Source organism: Bradyrhizobium sp. 164 (assembly GCF_023073715.1).
Lineage (GTDB): Bacteria > Pseudomonadota > Alphaproteobacteria > Rhizobiales > Xanthobacteraceae > Bradyrhizobium.
In genome coordinates, this window is sequence record NZ_JADPKA010000066.1 from 332931 (window position 1) to 351835 (window position 18905).

At 57.2% G+C, this 18905-nt stretch carries 15 protein-coding genes; 3 read left to right on the top strand and 12 right to left on the bottom strand.

The window, feature by feature from the left end; genetic code table 11:
* Positions 1-70 precede the first annotated feature (70 nt).
* The 7 genes from IVB01_RS21690 to IVB01_RS21720 form a co-directional block, all read right to left on the bottom strand.
* Positions 71-1189: an acyltransferase gene (locus IVB01_RS21690; protein WP_247494865.1), complete on the bottom strand. Its 1119-nt coding sequence runs from the start codon at positions 1187-1189 to the stop codon at positions 71-73.
* Positions 1190-1522: 333 nt separating this feature from the next.
* Positions 1523-2575 carry an SDR family oxidoreductase gene (locus IVB01_RS21695; RefSeq protein ID WP_247494866.1) on the bottom strand — a complete coding sequence of 351 codons (1053 nt, stop codon included), beginning with the start codon at positions 2573-2575 and terminating at the stop codon, positions 1523-1525.
* 169 nt (positions 2576-2744) lie between these two features.
* Positions 2745-3743 carry an NAD-dependent epimerase/dehydratase family protein gene (locus tag IVB01_RS21700; protein WP_247494867.1) on the bottom strand — a complete coding sequence of 333 codons (999 nt, stop codon included), beginning with the start codon at positions 3741-3743 and terminating at the stop codon, positions 2745-2747.
* A 19-nt stretch (positions 3744-3762) separates the two neighbouring features.
* On the bottom strand, positions 3763-4929 hold the full coding sequence (locus tag IVB01_RS21705) for a DegT/DnrJ/EryC1/StrS family aminotransferase (RefSeq protein WP_247494868.1): 1167 nt from the start codon (positions 4927-4929) through the stop codon (positions 3763-3765).
* Positions 4930-4963: 34 nt separating this feature from the next.
* Positions 4964-6226 (bottom strand): UDP-N-acetyl-D-mannosamine dehydrogenase, encoded by a 1263-nt coding sequence (gene wecC / locus IVB01_RS21710; RefSeq protein ID WP_247281171.1) that lies wholly within the window; start codon positions 6224-6226, stop codon positions 4964-4966.
* Complete coding sequence (gene wecB / locus IVB01_RS21715) at positions 6219-7343, bottom strand: UDP-N-acetylglucosamine 2-epimerase (non-hydrolyzing) (protein WP_247281172.1); 1125 nt, start codon at positions 7341-7343, stop codon at positions 6219-6221. Before wecB ends, wecC begins: the two co-directional genes overlap by 8 nt.
* A gap of 3 nt (positions 7344-7346) precedes the next feature.
* Complete coding sequence (locus IVB01_RS21720; protein WP_247419116.1) at positions 7347-8141, bottom strand: WecB/TagA/CpsF family glycosyltransferase; 795 nt, start codon at positions 8139-8141, stop codon at positions 7347-7349.
* 187 nt (positions 8142-8328) lie between these two features.
* Between IVB01_RS21720 and IVB01_RS21725 the strand changes: the two genes are divergently transcribed.
* The gene (locus IVB01_RS21725; RefSeq protein ID WP_247419115.1) at positions 8329-9234 is read left to right on the top strand and encodes a glycosyltransferase; all 906 of its coding nucleotides are present in this window, start codon (positions 8329-8331) and stop codon (positions 9232-9234) included.
* A gap of 22 nt (positions 9235-9256) precedes the next feature.
* Here IVB01_RS21725 and IVB01_RS21730 read toward each other — a convergent pair whose 3' ends face one another.
* The 5 genes from IVB01_RS21730 to rfbC are packed head-to-tail and all read right to left on the bottom strand — an operon-like array spanning position 9257 to position 13878.
* Positions 9257-10426 (bottom strand): hypothetical protein, encoded by a 1170-nt coding sequence (locus IVB01_RS21730; protein ID WP_247419114.1) that lies wholly within the window; start codon positions 10424-10426, stop codon positions 9257-9259.
* A 42-nt stretch (positions 10427-10468) separates the two neighbouring features.
* On the bottom strand, positions 10469-11344 hold the full coding sequence (rfbA, locus tag IVB01_RS21735; RefSeq protein WP_247335329.1) for a glucose-1-phosphate thymidylyltransferase RfbA: 876 nt from the start codon (positions 11342-11344) through the stop codon (positions 10469-10471).
* Positions 11253-12239: a dTDP-4-dehydrorhamnose reductase gene (gene rfbD / locus IVB01_RS21740; protein ID WP_247494869.1), complete on the bottom strand. Its 987-nt coding sequence runs from the start codon at positions 12237-12239 to the stop codon at positions 11253-11255. The genes rfbA and rfbD overlap by 92 nt, the downstream gene beginning before the upstream one ends.
* Before the next feature lie 8 nt (positions 12240-12247).
* Complete coding sequence (gene rfbB / locus IVB01_RS21745; RefSeq protein ID WP_247494870.1) at positions 12248-13306, bottom strand: dTDP-glucose 4,6-dehydratase; 1059 nt, start codon at positions 13304-13306, stop codon at positions 12248-12250.
* Positions 13307-13320: 14 nt separating this feature from the next.
* Positions 13321-13878, bottom strand: a complete 558-nt coding sequence (gene rfbC, locus IVB01_RS21750) for a dTDP-4-dehydrorhamnose 3,5-epimerase (RefSeq protein WP_247494871.1) — start codon at positions 13876-13878, stop codon at positions 13321-13323.
* Between the two features lie 533 nt (positions 13879-14411).
* Between rfbC and IVB01_RS21755 the strand changes: the two genes are divergently transcribed.
* The gene (locus tag IVB01_RS21755) at positions 14412-16736 is read left to right on the top strand and encodes an AAA family ATPase (protein WP_247494872.1); all 2325 of its coding nucleotides are present in this window, start codon (positions 14412-14414) and stop codon (positions 16734-16736) included.
* A 105-nt stretch (positions 16737-16841) separates the two neighbouring features.
* Entirely contained in the window at positions 16842-18821 is a 1980-nt protein-coding gene (locus IVB01_RS21760; protein ID WP_247494873.1) for a hypothetical protein, read from the top strand.
* Positions 18822-18905: the final 84 nt, after the last annotated feature.

The window sequence follows — 18905 nt, forward strand, 5'->3', positions numbered from 1 at the left end:
ACGCGTCGCAAGAAATCCGCTCGCCCGCCTTACTCGTTGATCCTGAGCGAGCGAATCTTCGCATGAATATTCATTGGGAAGCCACACCTGACGCGATCGGCGGCTGCATCCAAGCCGCGGCGCGTCTTCCCATCTTGATCCCTGGCAGTTCAATGTATCGATACGTGAATTCTGAAACCATTATCGTCGCGGGTATGCTCAGACACGAAAGCAGCAATATCCCAGGAGCAACCCCAGAGTAGCTGAAGACGAACCAAACGATCGCTGAAATGACAGGGTAGTGACACAGAAATATCGAGTAGGAGCGCGAACCAAAATACTGCGCCGCGGGATTCGTGAGCGCCCAGGAGTATATATTGGCAGCAAGTCCCGGCCGTTCATGGCACTTCTGCGGAAGACCAAAAAATACAATAAACCAGATCAGGAACGGTCGCAGTTCACTGCGCAACGGAAAAAGGACGATTGCCAAAGCCACTGCCGGGACCAGCCAATTATGACCTTCCACATACGGGTAGGTCAATCGGCTCACAATTCCCACCACGAAGTAGCTAGCTGCGAGCGGCAGCGCTCCGGGCTGGACAGTGCCGACGAAGCTCTTGAACCAAAATTCACAAACTGCAACTGTAATCGCGAGTACCGGGATGAATATTTCATTTCGGATGATGCAGATGATCAGCGGTGCAACAAGATAGAATTGGAATTCCAGCGAAATGCTCCAGGCTGGCATGTTGAATGCGTACTCCGAGTACGGCAACGCTGCATTGGAAACGGCACCGTGCAGCATCGCGACATGCGCGAGAAGGTGTGACCAGAAGTACTTGTGATTGCTTGCGGCGATACCATTCACAACCTTTGCGAATTCGGAATCGTTAAAGCCAGGAGAGGCTAACGAAATGGCAAGCAGATCGTTGGTAAAGAAGCCAACAATGCAGGTGGCGGCGAACAACGGAAACAATCGTGCGAAACGCTGGACGAGATAGACAGGATATGCCTCCGATTTTTCAACAACGACGTGCGTGATCACGAAGCCGCTGACTATAAGGAAAACGAGGACAGCGGGTAGGCCTAGTGATCTGAACTGTGCCGCCAACGTTCCCGCATTGAAGCCCGAACAGTATGCGAGGTGCGCCAAGACCACGGTCCACGCCAACCAGCCTCGCAATCCCTCGATTGCCTGAAATCTCTTCACCGGTGCTCGCCTTCTCTATCGCGGCTGTCTCTAGCAGCGGTTCGGAAGATGTTATTCTCGTTTGTCGGATGTATGTTTTCCCAGGCTATGATCTGAATAACGTGACTGACATCGCGACACCTCCCCAAATGTCAGGTCGCTCTTCGTCCCATCGTTCTCGCGACATTCGGCCGGCGTCCCCTCAGGCCATTCCTACCGTCGGCGACTCTTCGAGGGAGCGCGACCTGGCAGTGCACTATCTGTGATCGTGTCAGGCCGACTCTGACGATTGAGCTTGACGGTTCCTCGGCGATCTCCAGCTCGTCGAGTTTTGCCGCACCGATCAGCTGGCATTCATGACGCGGCTTGAAGCTGCAGTTTCGAGTGGCGCAAATCGCTATTAAGCACTCCCTCCGCAAGCGACTTCCGAATGTGGCTGATCCGCTGATATCGCGGCCCTTCGAATTCTTCCAACGTCAAATTTGACGAACGGTAGACCCTATAGAGCTGTTCCGCGCCCATCCGAGCGTCCCAGTGCGGCTGGAACCCTGGCAGCTTACAGCGGATCTTCTCGAAGCTCACTCGGTAGGATCGCTCATCTGGACTCGCATCCTCGGCGAACTCCACCGTAGAATTCGGCACCACACTCGCGACGATCTCGGCTAGATCCCGAATTCGATAATTGTGAGCAGTCTGACCGACATTGAATGCCTCATTGAAGACGGATTCGGCAGGCGCCTCCAATGCGGCGATGAAAGCTCTAGAAATATCCTCGATGTGGACGATCGGCCGCCAGGGCGAGCCATCCGATTTCAGATGAATTCTTCCTGTTGTAAACGCCCATGCAACAAGGTTATTCAGGACAATATCGAAGCGCAGCCGCGGTGAGACTCCGTACGCTGTCGCTGGCCTCAGATACACCGGGCAAAACCCGTCGCTGGCCAACGTCGAAATATCACGTTCGGAGGCAACCTTGGATTCCCCGTAGGCGGTCACCGGATTGAGCGCGGCGGTCTCATCGATCATTTCTTCGCCGGCTTTTCCATAGTTGCTGCAGGACGAGGCGAACAAGAAACGACGTACGCCGGCATGTTTGGCTATCTCGGCGATGCGAACGCTTGCGCGATGATTGATCTCGTCGGTCAGCTGAGGCCTCAGATTGCCGAGCGGATCGTTGGAGAGCGCTGCTAGATGCAGCACAGCGTCGAAGCCAACGAGATCCGCGACCTCCGCGTCTCTGACGTCCTTCCAAATCGTCGGGACCTCGAGAATGCTACCGCCAGCAGCGTATGTACACCGGGAGTAGATATCGCTGTCCATTCCAGTCACCTCGTGACCGGCACCGATCAGCATTGGCGTCAAGACCGTGCCGATGTAGCCAAGATGACCCGTTACAAGAACTCGCATTGCCATTCTCCATCGCACTCAATTTCATGAACGAAGCTTGCCCTGTTTCCGTGTTTCGGCCAGCGTTCTGGCAAATTGCGGCCCCGCCTGGAGCACGCAAAGTGCAATGCAGGACGGCTGCACGCAGGGCTTCGGCTCCTTCGCAGGATGTTTTGGCACAGCAAGGGACTCATGAAGCCAGAGCCTGCCGTTGGTGCGCTGTTGCAAGTCCTCGTTCGGAGCGCCACCACTTCACAAACTCCGTCAGTCCGAGTTCGAGCGGCACTGTGGCTTGGAAGCCCAGCAGCCGTTCCGCTTTGCCAGTCGACGCCACCCGCCGCGGTACAGGATTGATCGAGTGCTCGGGCGCGATCTGCGGGAGCACGCCGTCATTGCCCGTAACGGAAGCCAAGGCCGAAGCGAGCTGCACCAAGCTTGTCTCGACACCGCTCCCCACGTTGAATACCTCGTCGCTGACCTTTGCCCTCGCAGCAAGGATTGTTGCTCGTGCTGCGTCACGGACATGCACTAAATCCAAGGTCTGCTGGTCGTGCCCAATTATTACCGGCGGCGTTCCAGCCTCCACTTCCTCCATCCAGCGGATCAACATTTCGGCGTAGCGGCCGTGCACATCCATTCGGCTGCCATACACGTCAAAATATCTCAAAGCGATATAGTCGAGACCATGCATATCGTTATAGGCGCGGAGCAGGCCTTCAATGCAGACCTTCGCTGTTCCACAGACCGTACGGTTTCCATACGGGTTCTGATGCTCTGTCGTCGGAACTTCCTCCGCCGCGCCGTACACCGCAGCGGAAGACGCAGCGATGAACTTCTCGATGTCATACTTGACGCAAAGTTCAAGCAGGTCGAAGGTACCGTTCACCATGACCTCCATGGCAAGACGCGGCTCGGCCATGCAATGGGCGCTGCATGGTGCAGCGTGGTGAAAGATGATGTTGGCTCCCTTTACAAGAGCTTCTACCAACTTGGTGTCGCGCAAATCACCGCGGACTAGTCGAACGGGGCCTCGATTAAGCGACTTCCTAAGATTCTCCGGTCGGCCGGTCGTCATGTTGTCCAGCGCGACGATCTCGACGCAGCCTTCGTCGCACAACAAATCTACGATATGCGAACCGATGAATCCGGCCCCTCCGGTAACGAGAACGCGTTTGCCCTTGAGATCCATGCTGACCGCTCTCCTGCTTCTAGGCTAATCGGCCATCTCGAGGCATTTTGTTCTGAAATGCCCAGTCGCTCCGGAATATCTGGGCCTCTCGTGGAGCCACTTTTCTCACTTCGGAAGCAACAATGCCGGCTCGCTCCGGCAACAGCTCGGGATAAATGGGAAGCGATAGAAACTCACGCGCAAGCCTCTCACTTACAGGCAGATCGCCGACGCGATATCCAAGTTCTACGTAGCTCTGTTGTAAATGCACCGGAACGGCGTAATGAATGCCGACGCCGATCCCCGCGCGGCCTAACATGGCAAGCGCCTGATCGCGATGCTGAAGCCTAAGAGCGTAGATATGATAGACATGCCGGCTGTGGCTGGGTGGCCGCGGACTCGCGAGTGCAGCAGTCGACAATGCCTGGTCATATTGCGCCGCGATCGCTCGACGTGTCTCAGTCCAGGATTCGATGTAGTCCATCTTTACGTTCAGTACTGCTGCCTGCAATTCGTCCATTCGATCATCGTATCTTGCGAAAACGTGATTGCGCTCGTCATCCTGATTCCGATCGAGGAGCCACGACACACGTCGCGCGAGTTCCGCCTGATCGGTAACAACTGCTCCGGCCTCACCATGGGCTCCGAGATTCTTATCGGGATAGAAGCTGAAGCAGCCCAAGTCTCCGATCGAGCCGGCACGCCTGCTCTTGTACACAGCACCATGCGCCTGCGAAGCGTCCTCGATCACAAAGAGACCATAGCGGCGGGCAATCGACATGATCGGATCCATGTCCGCCATGAGCCCATGCAGATGGGCCGGCAGGATCGCCCTCGTTCTGTTCGTAATCGCAGCCTCGATCAAAGCAGGATTCATCGTCCACGTGACTGGATCAACGTCCACAAAGACGGGTGTTGCACCGCACCTGATGATGGCAGCTGTCGCCACGACGAAATTCATCGAGACCGTGATCACCTCATCGCCCGGCCCCACTCCAGCCGCCAGCAATGCGAGACGGAGCGCCGATGTGCCACTGTTGACAGCGCAACAGCACGCGACATTGCAGTAGTCGGCAAACCGCTTCTCAAAAGCTGCCGCTTCGGGCCTCCATGTAGACCGCAGGTCTCGAACGGCACGCGCGATCGCAACGTCGATTTGCGACCCGACTGTCCGAGCTTGTGCTTTCAAGTCCAAGAAGGGTATCAAATTGGTAGTCTCGCCTCTGGAGGGTTCGGCAGCTTCACGTTCGCGCAGGCATATCTTGCCATATGCCCCGAGTGTCGATGACGTCGAGATGACGGCGTTCGGCTAGTGGAACCATCTTGAATTCGTCATGGTCGACCAGGAGAAGGGCGATCTCACACGTGCGCAATGCTTGGTCGATGCTCAAGAATCCGAGACGGTAATCTGCAAGTTCGGGCGGTAACCGCCGCAGATTCGGTTCCACAAACTTGATGCGCTCCCCGTACTTCTTCGCGAGGTGTATTGCGATTTCCATCGCCGGGCTTTCGCGCAAATCATCGACATTTGCCTTGAACGTCAGCCCGCAGCAAGCCACGTTTGCATATGGATGATCGTCGATCAGAGCCTCGGCTCGCTCAATAATGCTTTCCGTCTTGGCAATGTTGACCTCGCGGCTTGCCCGCATGAGTCGCGCGAGGTCCGGCGCCGAGTCGATGATGAACCAGGGATCGACCGCAATGCAATGACCACCCACACCTGGTCCCGGTCGCAACACAGTCACGCGCGGATGACGGTTGGCAATATCGATAACCTCCCAAACATTGATGTCGAACCTATCGCAGATCAATGAGAGCTCATTGGCGAATGCAATGTTCGTGTCGCGGAACGCGTTTTCCGTGAGTTTGACCAACTCGGCTGCGCGCGCGGTGGTTGCAACGCAGGCGCCCCGAACGAACATCTTATAGAAGCGCTGAGCCCGCCGAGTGCAGGCAGGGGTCACTCCCCCGATGCATCGGTCATTGTTGATGAGTTCACTCAAGATCCTCCCGGGCAATACGCGCTCCGGACAATAAGCGACGTAGATTGCACCATCCTCATGACCGTTGACACCAACTCTCAGGTCGGGCCTGCGTTCGCTAATCCGCTTGGCGATTCCTTCAGTCGTTCCGATCGGCGAGGTCGATTCGAGAATGACGAGATTACCAGGTCGAAGCAGATCGAGTATGGACTCGACCGCGGTATTCACGTTGGACAAATCCGGCCGATTGTTTCCGTCAATAGGTGTGGGTACCGCGATGATGAAGACGTCGGCGGCTTGCGGTTCGCTTGATGTCGTCAACGCTCCGCTCGACACCACTTTGGAAACGAGACCGTCAAGATCGGGCTCCGAAATGTGAATGGATCCGGAACCAACCGTCCTGACCACATATTCCTTTGTGTCCACCCCAACCACCTGAAGGCCGCGGCTGGCTATCAGCGCGGCTGTCGGCAAGCCGATGTAGCCAAGTCCGATGACAGCAACTTTATGGAATTCAGGCATCAAGAAGCACCTTTACGATCCGCTCGCTCGCCCGCCCGTCACCGAAGGGATTATGGGAGCGAGCCATAGCCGAATAAGTCTCATCGTCGTCAAGAAGACGGAATGTTTCTTGGACGATCCTATCGTAGTTCGCGCCGACCAGTCGTGCGGTGCCGGCTTCGACGCCCTCCGGACGCTCCGTCGTTTCACGCATGACAAGGACGGGCTTTCCGAACGTTGGCGCCTCTTCTTGCACGCCTCCGGAGTCAGTGAGAACCAAATACGAGAGCGACAGAAGGCTGACAAAATCGGTGTACTCTTGGGGAGAAATGAGTACGACACGCGGATGATCGGCGAGGCGGCTCGCGAACACGTCGCGAACGTTCGGGTTCGGGTGAACCGGAAGTACGACGGCAACGTCCTCCCTGCTCAGGATTGTCTCCAGTGCATTGACGACGTTGAAAACTCCCCCGCCGAAATTCTCTCGGCGGTGGCAAGTGACTAGGATAATGCGGCGGTTGCCGTGGCGCTTCTTGATTCCGTCCCAGCGGGACGAGAGCTGCGGATCGGCCTCCACCATGGCTTTCGCGAGGATCAGCGCGTCAACGACCGTATTTCCTGTAACATGAATGCGATCCTTGGAGACGTTCTCCGCCCGCAGCGCTCTCGCAGCACGCTCGGTCGGCGCGAAATGCTGATCGGCGATCGAGCCGACAATCTTGCGGTTCACCTCCTCGGGCCAGGGTGCGAAGATATCTCCACTTCGCAGTCCCGCCTCGACATGTGAGACCGGAACGCGGTGATAGTACGACGCCAGCGCACCTGCCATAGCAGTCGCAGTGTCGCCCTGGACGATCACTCTGGTGGGCTTCACCCTCTCCAGCACTTCTCCGATCTGCGACAATAGCCGGCCGGTTAGACTATCGAGCGTCTGATTCACTGTCATGACGTCGAGATCGACATCCGGGACCACCTTGGCCACCTTGAGAACCTGGTCGAGCAATTCCCTGTGCTGCGCTGTCGCGCAAACCGTGAGGGCGATGTCCTTGTTCTTTTCGGCCTTGAGCCGCTTGATGACCGGAAACAGCTTGATTGCTTCCGGCCTGGTTCCTAACAGGATGAGAAAATGCTTTCGCACGCCTCACCCTCCGATCCGACCTGCCCCGGGGGGCAGCACACTGTAGATGCCAGGCGCCCGTCTAACTGCCTGCCACATGAAGGCTTGCGTCAAGATTCCCGCAAATAGCGTGTTGGTCCTGGCATACCGCCACCACATCCGCCTGGGCTCCTGATAGATGCGGTACAACCATTCGAGGCCGAGTTGCTGCATGCGAGTGGGAGCTCGCAGAACTGAGCCCGCGAGAACGTCGAACCCGCCGCCCACGCCCATGATGAACGGTACGCCGAGCTCGTCGCGGTAGGCCGCAAGAAATCGTTCCTTCCGCGGCGTGGGCATGCCGATGAACAGGCAATCAGCGCCACTGGACCGAATATCGCGGACGACCTCGTTCTCCTGCTCGCTTGAAAAATAGCCGTGCCTCAACCCAGCAAAGACAAGCGAAGGGTGCTCGTCCCGAACACGCTGCGCCGCCTGTTGCACGACGGCGGGTGAGGCTCCCAGAAAATACGGTCGGAGGCCCTCTTGCGCGCACACTTTCAGCAACTCGCTGAGTAGATCTACGCCGGTGACTCGCGACGTTGCCGGGAGACCAAGCACCCGCGCTCCCCAAAGGATTCCCATGCCGTCGATTCCGACAATGTCGCTGTTGGCGACATCAGCGGCAAGCACTGGATCGGAGCGCATGTTGACGAACTTCGCTACGTTGAGCGCCACATGCTGCAGACGCTGACCGTTTCGCATGGCCTTACGAGCAAGGTCGACAGTCTCTGCCATAGTCAAGATATCGATGGGGCACCCCAAAAAGTAGGCACGCATGGGTTCCTCCCCGGCGATGGTTCGCTTTGAGCGAAAGACCGCTTTCAATTGAACTTAAATAATATCGATATAATAATGATAGCGATTTTATTTGCAAGTTATATTGATATTATATTTTGGCCTTAAATGCGAGGCCGACAGCCGCGTAAGCGGTCAATTCGCGGCAGTCGGCGGCGGAGGGAATTAAATGGACATTAAATGTCGCGCGATTTCGGTGATTGTCCCACATTTGAATCAGCCAGGCGCGCTGAAAACATGCCTGGCCAGTCTCGAGGCGCAGAGCATTCCTCGAGATTCGTTCGAGATCATTGTCGTTGACAACGGCTCCGCAACCTTGCCAACCGACGTCCTCGCTCAATATCCGGGCGTACGACTGTTGTGCGAGGCGCGGCCCGGGCCTGGCCCGGCGCGCAACACCGGAGTTGCTGCTGCGAGCGGCGAGGTGCTTGCCTTCATTGATGCCGATTGCAGGGCACATCCGGATTGGCTGAGCAGCGTGTGGCGCTCACTGCATTCGTTGCCGCCTCGAACGGTGCTCGGAGGGGACGTCCGCATCTGGCGTGGCACGAAGCCACATCAGGATGCCATCGCGGCCTACGAGAGCGTCTTCGCTTATCGATTCAAGCTCTATATCGAGCGCGATGGCTATTGTGGCACTGGCAACATGGCGATGCTTCGCCAGGATTTCCATTGCGTCGGTCCGTTCGCAGGGATCGACGTGGCGGAGGATATGGAGTGGGGACAACGGGCGCAGCGTGCCGGGCTTCGATTTCAATATATCCCGGAAATGATCGTCTTCCACCCGGCCAGGAGTTCTCTCCAGGAGCTCTATGTCAAGTGGGACCGACAGCTTCTGCACTACCGCAACATGGCCGACGGTAAGCCGGCGTGGAGATTACGTTGGATTGCGCAGGCCCTACTTGTTCTGGCCTCGCCCGCTCCGGGCGTCATCACGATCTTAACGAGTGACCGGCTCTACGGTATCGGGGCCCGCATCAAAGCTATCGCAGTCATGTGTGCCGTAAGAATGCATCGGGTCACAACAATGCTGTCGCTGCTGCGCAATCGGCGGGCCGTCATCTGGAACCGTTAGCACAAGCGTTCGTCCCACGGCGTCAGGCCGGCATGGGTACCTTGCCAAAGGCCGAGTTGTGGGTCAGTTCCAGCAAGTCAGCTCGCTGACCGAATGACCACAATATCCAGCCCAGTTCGTAGCTACGGCATTCCAGCCGAAGTCCGACACCGGCATTTTCAATTAGCCCGGACTCGTGTCCGGAGTAGGCGTTTGTGATTGCGCGCAGCATCCTGGGCGCCCTCGTTGTCAGCTCCTGCTTGCGGAGCTGAGATCGGATGGTCAGCCCGAGATCGGGCACCAGCATCGAGCGGCGAAGCTGGTTCTTGCCCAGTACCCAGGTAAATCCCTTGACTAGGGCATTCCGCGCCCCCCGGACCCGGTAGCGCTCTGCCCATTCAAGCAACGCCGGAGCCATGCCATACTGGTGCACCGAGTAGACTTCATAGAAATCAAGCACGCGCCCACCAGCCGCATCGAAGAACCAGGGCCACTCGCCGTCGGGGCCTTGAAGCGCAATCAACTTGCGCACGCAGGCCTCTGCCATGGCGAGTGCGGATGACTCGCCTGCAAATTCACCGTAGTGATAGCACGCAATTGAGAGATAGATCTGCGTCGCGAACGAAGCGAAGCGCCGCCGAAATCCCGATCCTGCGTCGAAGAATAGCCCTGATCCAGTGTAAAATCGCTCTTGGAGAAAGCGATACAGCGGAGCGGCGAAAGGCGCCCACTCCTTGCCGCCGGCCCTGGCCTGAGCCACCACGCCCGTCAACAGCATACCCAAATCTTGGGCCCGAAACGTCTTCCACGCCCCCTGATCGCTCAAGAGCGCCTTCACTTCACGCCTAACTTGCTCGGGCAGCTCGAGGCTGAGTTCTGCGGAAACCCAAAGCGCCATGCCGAGTGCATACTTTGGTACCGAAAGGACCGTGAGCTGGACCGCATTCCGATGGAATGTTTCCGATAGATTGATGCTGCCAGGAACCTCCTTTATCCTTGACATTCCGAGCAGAACGTTAAGCGTGTAGAACACATCGCTGCGCCGTAAAGACTCGTTCGGCGAAGCGCGCCCGTCCAGATGGTAGATATGTGACCAGCAGCCGTGTTCAGGTAGCCAACACCGCTCCAATCCTCTGAGCGCATAGCGCACCAGCGGGGAATTTTGCGAGAGATCGGGCATCAAAGCCCCACTGTTGATCGGGTTGATGTTCATCGAAGAACCATGAGTTGACTCGTTCCAATGTCTGCGAATGACTCAAGTCAGGAGAGACCCGATCTCGCGCAAATACTGACCGTAGCCACTCTTCTCCAACGGTCGCGCCAACTCTTCGATCTGGTTGCGCTCGATGAATCCCTGCCTCAACGCAATTTCCTCAAGGCAAGCAACCTTCATGCCCTGCCGCTTTTCAAGCGTCTGCACGAACATAGCCGCATCGATTAGCGACTCCACTGTTCCGGTATCTAGCCAAGCGAACCCCCGTCCCATCCGCTCGACATGGAGCGCCTTGGCCGAAAGATACTGCATCTGCAGATCGGTGATCTCGAGTTCCCCGCGCGACGACGGCTCAATGCGCCGTGCGTAGCGCACGACGTTGTTGTCGAAGAAATAGAGACCTGTGATCGCCCAGTTCGAGCTCGGCTGCTTCGGCTTCTCCTCGATCCGCAGCGCGCGATCGCCCTCGTCGAACGTAACGACGCCATACCTCTCCGGGTCTCGTACATGATAGGCGAAAACGGTTGCACCTTCCTCACGCTCGGCAGCCCTTGCGAGCATTTCGCTCAGGCCGTCGCCAAAGAAGATGTTATCTCCAAGCACCATCGCAACACGATCGCTCCCGATGAAGTCTGCGCCGACAATGAACGCATCCGCCAGACCGGCGGGTCGGGGCTGCTCCGCGTAACTGAGCCTAACTCCCCATTGACTGCCGTCCCCCAATAGGCGCTCAAACTGACACCGATCTGATGGTGTGGTTATGATAAGAATCTCGCGCACGCCTGTCAGCATCAGCGTTGACAAGGGATAGTAGATCATCGGCTTGTCATAGATGGGCAGTAGCTGCTTGCTCACCGCTCTCGTGATTGGATACAGTCGAGTTCCGCTGCCCCCAGCCAGCACAATTCCTTTCAGCATCGATTCTACCTTCCGGGAGTTGGTCGAGACAAGTTTCGAGAGAACAACGCCATAACGGCAATCGAATGCCTAAGACGCGTTCTGCCTTGGATGAATCGAGGCGCGAATTCCGCGGCCGTCGCGCGGCCGTCTGGTACTGTTCGCTCGTGATCGCCTCAAGCTGCGGCACTCGGATTCCGCGATGAGCGAGCAAGTCGAAAATCGCTTGGGCAAACCCATGCCAAGTCGTCTCACCCTGTCCGGCAAGATGAAAGATGCCGGCCATGGCTCTACGATCGCGGGTTAGCAGCCGCGCTGAGAGCTGAAGGATCGCCGACGCAAGGTCAAGCGCGGAAGTCGGATTTCCGCATTGATCCTGAACGACTTTGACGACTGGTTGCGATTCACAGAGCCGCAGCATCGTCCGAACAAAGTTGTTACCGTGGGGACTATAAAGCCAAGAAGTGCGAATTACCGTTGCGAGCGGGTGAGCCGCTAGAACGGCAGCTTCGCCCGCGAGCTTCGATGCGCCGTACACATTCATTGGCGCAGGAACATCGCTTTCCTCGTAAGCATCCAGCTTTGTGCCGTCAAAGACATAGTCGGTTGAGATTTGGATGAACGGTATATTCATTTGCCATGCGACATCGGCCAACGCGGCCGCTGCGTCGCGATTAATGCTGAAGGCTCTTGCTACTTCCGATTCTGCTAGGTCCACCGCCGTGTAAGCGGCAGCGTTGATGATCATGGACGGTGCGAATGGATCGATCGCCCGTCGGAGTTCCCCATGAGCCTCCAGATTGAGTTCGCTGCGTCCAAGGGAGACCACGGGCATGCTGTGCAGCACCGCGAGGTCATGAAGACACCTTGCCAACTGACCGTTGCGACCAGCAATGAAAATGGGCCTTTCCGTCATTCTCAGCCTCAATGTTGTGTAGCCAAGAGCCCTAGACGCGCGCCGTCATAAACCCCGCTGCGGGCACGCTCCCACCACGCGCGGCTCTTGAGATACCATGCGACTGTTTCGGTCAGCCCCTGCTCGAACGTTCTTGTGGGCCGCCAGCCGAGCTCACGGCGAGCTTTCGACGCGTCAATCGCGTAGCGGACATCGTGTCCCGGACGATCCGGCACAAAGGTAATCATCGATCGTCGCGTTGCCGGACCGGGATACAGCCTGTCGACGACGTCGCAGATCTGGGTAACTACGTCGAGGTTCGAGCGTTCGCTATCGCCGCCGAAATTGTACTTCTCGCCGGGCCTACCTTCCGACAGAAGCGTGATCAAACCTGCCGCATGATCTTCCACATGCAGCCAGTCGCGCACGTTTCGGCCGTCGCCGTACACCGGCAGCGGCTTGCGCTCGATCGCATTAAGAATCATCAAGGGGATGAGCTTTTCTGGAAATTGAAACGGGCCGTAGTTGTTCGAGCAATTCGATACAATGATCGGCAGGCCATAGGTCTTGAACCATGCAAGCGCGAGATGATCCGAGGCTGCTTTGCTCGCTGAATAGGGCGAGCTCGGCTGGTAAGGCGTTTCTTCCCGGAAGAAGTCGGCAAGTCCGAGTGAGCCGTAGACCTCGTCTGTCGAGACGTGAACGAAGCGAAACCGCTTTCGTCGTGACACGGAGAGGCCCTCATAATATTTTCTGGCGGCTTCCAATAACGTGTAGGTCCCCACGATATTCGTGGCAATGAAAGCGGCCGAGCCGGTGATCGAGCGGTCGACGTGACTCTCGGCTGCGAGGTGAATGATCGCGTCAGGCTGGTAGCTGCTGAACACGAAATCCATGGCCTCGCGGTCGCAGATATCCTGCTGCTCGAACAAGTATGACTTTCGCCCCTCGATAGACGCCAACGAGGCTGAGTTGGCCGCATAGGTCAGCTTGTCGACATTGATCACTGCAGCGCCCTTCTGTAGCACCAAGCTCCGGCACACTGCAGAGCCGATAAATCCCGCTCCCCCGGTCACCAGAACGCGCATCTGAACGCTCTCCGTCACTCGAAAATGGCCGTAAGCTGGTCCAGCCTGGGCAGGGACCTGTCTTTTGGCGACACTTGGGCCTCGACTGTTGTCACCGGCCACTCGATCGCCAGTGCCGGATCGGCCCAATAGAGCCCTCCGTCATGGCTTGGAGCGTAGACCTGGTCGACCTTGTAGAATACGACGGTCTCCGGTTGCAGCGTGCAGAAACCGTGCGCAAAGCCTTTCGGGACAAGCAGTTGCTCACCCGTTTTGCTATCCAGCTTGACAGCTAGATGCTTTCCGAAGGTCGCCGAGGAACGCCGAAGATCGACCACGACATCCAGGATGGCGCCGCTTAGCACTCGTATGAGCTTGGCCTGAGCGAACGGCGGTCGCTGGAAGTGCAAGCCCCGGACTGTCCCGACCTGATCTGAGCTGGATTGATTGTCCTGAACGAAATCGACGAGAATCCCTTTCTCTGCGAATGCAGATCGCTGAAATGTCTCGCAGAAATAACCCCGCGCGTCGGACACTCGATCCGTTTGAATGATCTTTATATCTGGGATCTCTAAACAGCGTACTTCCAGCATGAAAACGTCCTCCCGTACGTGGTGCTCAGTCCCGCCAGAAGGCGCAACGAAATCTCCAAAGCACCGATCGAAATTGCTCTCGTCGAAACTGCCTTCGCCGTTATCATTCGAGCCGTCATGATGGGCGCTCGCACATGCCACGCGTCTGCAGCGCGGGAGGAATTCGACTTCTTGAGCCGAGTCGCATCGCCATGCCAGCAGGCGGCTCTTTCAAGGCGTTCGACTGTCGTTGAATGATCGGGGAGACCCGCCACGCTTCTTCCTTCACCATCGGTCACCCGCCGGGCTATCCTTTAACCACCATAATTCAAATATCATTTAATTCCATCCGCCGATTATCGTCGGCGCGCAACAGCGACTCCGCGCAAAATTGGCCAAAAGGCCCCTTCCGTGGACCATCTTCAATTAATACCCGAATAACATTTAATTTGGCAATCATATTTTTCTGCGTTATATTCATTTAATAAATCATATACCAAACGCTCGCATGCGGGCGACCAAACCGACGTGTTCCCGAGCCAGACAGGTACCCCATGCTTCAGAGCAATCTTCTACAGACCGACAGAACACGCTTGCCTCTGGGCGGCCAAGCCCAGTCGAACCAGATCAACGGCGGGGGAATCGGCGATCTCGTCAAGTTCGCGGTCATCTTTGCAAGGCGTCGATATCTTATGATTATCGTCACCGCCGCTCTCGTATTCGCAGCCGCGATGCTCTACCTGCGGTTCGCTCCCCCGACCTACACAGCTCAAGTACAAATCCTGCTGTCGAATCCTCGAGCTCAGTTCGTCCAGCAGCAGTCACTCCTTCCAGAGCCGGTCGTCGACGCGGCCCAAATCGAAACGCAACTGCAGATGATAAGGTCGCGGGGAATTGCAGCAGCAGTCATAACGCAGCTGAATCTCGCCAACGATCCAGACTTTACGGGTTCACGTTGGTCCTTCAGCTCGCTACTGTATCGCATTCGAAACCGCGGTCAGCAGCCGGAGCACGATTCGAAGGCTGATATGCCCACGGAAGGCGCGATCGCCGCGTTGCTTGATAGGCTCTCCGCGTACAGGATCGGATATAGCAAGATCATCGAGGTTAGCTACAGTTCGAGCAACGCGGAACGCGCGGCGGAGATCGCCAATGCCGTGGCCAACGCGTACATTAACGACCAGATGAATGCGAAATTCGAGGCCACGCGAACGGCAGCGAGTTGGCTGCAGGAACGTCTCCAAAACCTCAATGAGCAAGCACTGACGGCCGAACGCGCCGTGAGCGCATATAAGTCCCAAAATAACATCGTCTCGACCGGCGGAAAATCGATTGATGAACAGCCCGTCAACGATCTCAACGCCCGATTGGTAGCTGCCCGAACCCAGACCTCCGATGCACAGGTCAAGTTCAACCGCTACGACGCCGTCCTACGCGCCAATGCAGCTGGCTCCTCCACCATCAGCGCTCCTGACGCGGCGAGTGCCGATGTCCTCCAGAGCGCGATCATCAATACGCTTCGCCAGCAATATCTCGAGTTGTCACGTCGCGAAGCCGACTGGTCAGCCCGGTTCGGCCGCGACCATCTGGCGGTTGTCAACCTGCGCACTCGGATACGCGACATTCGCACATCCATCCTCGAAGAAGTTAAGAGGCTCGCCGAAACCAGCAGAAACGAATTGGAAGCTGCTCAGCAGCGGCAGCAGGAGCTCGAGAACCAACTTGCTCGCGCCGTCTCGCAATCACGCCTGACGAACTCAGCAGAACTGACAATACGGGAGTTGGAGAGCCGAGCGAAAAGTCTGCGCGCCATGCATGAGGCATTTCTGCAGCACTCCATGGGGGCGACCCAGCAGGAGACATTTCCAATTTCGGAAACACGGGTGATCTTTCCCGCCTCCCCGCCGGAGCGCAAGAGCAAGCCGAAGGCAAACTTGGTGCTCGGTTTCGGCTTGGCCGCCGGGCTAGCACTCGGGATCGGCTTGGCTCTTCTGAGAGATGTTTTGGACAGAGTTTTCCGCACGTCCTCACAGGTGGAGACCGCACTGGAGCTGCCGTGCTTGTCGCTGGTCCCCTTGCTGTCGTCTCCGAAGGGGCAGAAGTCTACCGCCCGATCCCAGCCACCGGATGAAGATCTGCGATCACGCACGATCTCAAACGTTCCGACGCTTCACCGAGCCGTCATCGGGATGCCGCTCTCCCGCTTCACGGAAGCCATCCGTTCGATCAAGCTCGCTATAGACCACACCCCCGCGAAGGCCTCCAACCAAGTGATCGGAATCACGTCGGCTCTGCCAAATGAGGGCAAGACGACGATTGCAGCCTCTCTAGCTCACCTCATCGGACATAGCGGTAAGCGAGCTATTGTCGTCGATTGCGACCTTAGAAACCCTTCACTCTCTGCGGCTATGGCTCCGAAAGCTGCATTCGGTTTACTCGAGGTGGCGAACGGAAAGCGTTCGCTCGAAGAAGCGCTGTGGCACGACCCCAGAACCAATCTTGCATTCTTGCCAGCCGTCCGGCGTGGCCCTATCCTTCATACGAGCGAGATCCTTTCCGCCGAAAACATAAGCAAGCTATTCGACCGTTTGCGGCAGACCTATGACTACGTCATAGTTGATTTCCCGCCACTCTCGCCTCTGGTAGACGTGCGTGTCACTGCGCCGTTGGTCGACTGCTACGTTCTCGTCGTCGAATGGGGACGGACGAAAATCGATGTGGTTCAGCATGCCCTGCATACTGCGCCGACCATCTCCGATTCCTTGATCGGCGTCGTCCTTAACAAGACCGATATAAGGGCAATGGCACGGTACGACGCTCACCGGAGTGATTACTACGATGACAGCCACTACGTCAGATATGGCTTGTCGGTCTCTTAGGATGACCCCCTCTAACTTGCGTCGAGCCAAAACGATGGAGTCAGGCGCCTTCTGCAACATGCCCTTGGTTTGAGCGGGTCGTGTAAAATGGTTGTCCAGTCTGCAATGCTCGCTGTGCCTGCGGCGGTCGCTGCCGCTTTTGCTGTGGTCGAGAACCTAAAGAGTCCAGTGGTGCTATCGGGCATTCTTGCGGCCGCTATACTGGCCGTCGGCCTCTTCGCCAAGCCGTCAACCCTCGCCTCCTTCGCAAGGCTTCTGCGGCCCCTTATAATTCTGGCTCTTGCCGCACCCGTGCTTTGGATCGCACTGCAAGTTGTACCGATCCCGCTCCGCGGGCTCGGAAATCAGATCTGGGCGACGGCGTCGGCCGCTCTACACCAACCTCTCGCACAGAGGTTCTCGGTTGATGTACACGAGACGGTACTGGCGCTTTCACATTACAACATTGTCCTCGCTGCCGCCCTCGTCACCGCGGTCGTTGCTCTGGACACACATCGGGCGGCGCAGGTCCTCTATATCCTTGTATCGATCACCGCCGTCAGCTGTATATTTTCGATCTGGAGAAACAACAACCTGAGTGGCTCCTGGCCCGCCGAACATGCTTGGACCGGCTCGACCGCGGCAGCACTTGGTGTCCTTCTCTCCACTGCAATGGCTATCCGTGCGATCGACCAATTGCGGCGGCCTAGACGATCGCCTCGCTCGCCGACAGGACCGCTCGCCATTCTTAGCAGCGCGTTTCTATCATTGATCGTCTCGCTTGTGGCGATCGCACTTTGTAGCGGTTCGACAGCGCTGATTGCCGTGCTGCTCGGGGTGACAATCATCCTCACGGTGGTCGCAATTCGCAAATGGTTCTTTGGCCTGTGGGGCAGAGCCGGTGTTCTCTCAACCGCCACCATGTTGTTCGTCGCCAGCCTCACTTTCGTTTCGATCAATCGGAATGCTGACCTGACGATTGCCTTATCGACGCAAACTCGGGCCGCAACCGAGCGGATGCTACAGGACACTCACCCGATCGGGACCGGTGCAGGCACTTTTGTTGTGCTTCTGCCGATTTATGGAGACGTTGGCATGGTCGCAATGCGCGAACGGCCGACCGCTGCCGCGGCGGTCGCGGTCGAAATGGGACGTACGTTCCTCTGCGGGCTATTGATAGTCACCGTCATCAGCGCCTGCATCTTGTTCGGGCGCGCGTTGTCTCGCAATCAGGCTTACCTATATCCAGCCGTCGGCGCAGGCGCTTGCGTATCGTTGACAATACTGGCCTTTGCCGAAAACGGCCTTTTCGATTTATGGACATCACTGTTGGTGGCGGCGGTCTACGGCCTGGCTTTCGCTCAAAGCCTGTCCGGTACAGCCCGCGACGTGGAATCCATCAAGTTGCGGCAGCCTACACAGGACGCCAGCGACCGAGCCACGGCAGCAGGACGAATTCCTTCGGCCATCTTCGCTTTTCCATGGCCTCTGACACGCGTTGTTCTGACAATGATCGGATTGCTGTTAGCTGCGCAAGCAGCTTTGATGGTCTCGCAAAGCTGGCCGTTTGGTGATCGCCTCTCTGTTACATCGGTTGCCGGTTCGAACGAAGCCTTGATCTCAGCGCACCAATCCACGCGCGGGGATGTCGCCACTGCAACTGGGCGCCTCAGGTCTGACAAGGCCACGGACCCGCAGAACACCGGCCGGTCCACGGACTTAAATGCTTTTTCTGCAGTGCTGGAATACTCGCCCCTTCGAGGCGACGTTTGGCTCATGCTGGCGGCGCTTTCAAAGCAGCACGCGGCGACTTATGACACGACAAGCTTACTTAGGATGTCCTACTATACTGCACCAAACGCGCTGGATCTTATTCCACTACGGCTTTCCGTCGCTCTCGGCATTGACGCTGCGATCAAGGATCCTGAGCTACGAGATCTTATCCGGCGCGATCTTAAAGTTGCGATTACCGGCCGGACCGCACTCGGGCCAGCTATCGCCGCCGCATACCAATCGGCATCGGCAGACGGCAGGGCGCTTGCCGAGAGCTCGATTTCGGAGCTCGACCCAAGCTACCTCCACAAGTTGCGCTCGCAAGGCCCATAGCGTTTTCCAGCAGTGTGTCCGATCGCGCCCAGATCGGTCCTGATTGATAATCGGGCGGGCGTCCAAGATCCGATTAAATTTATC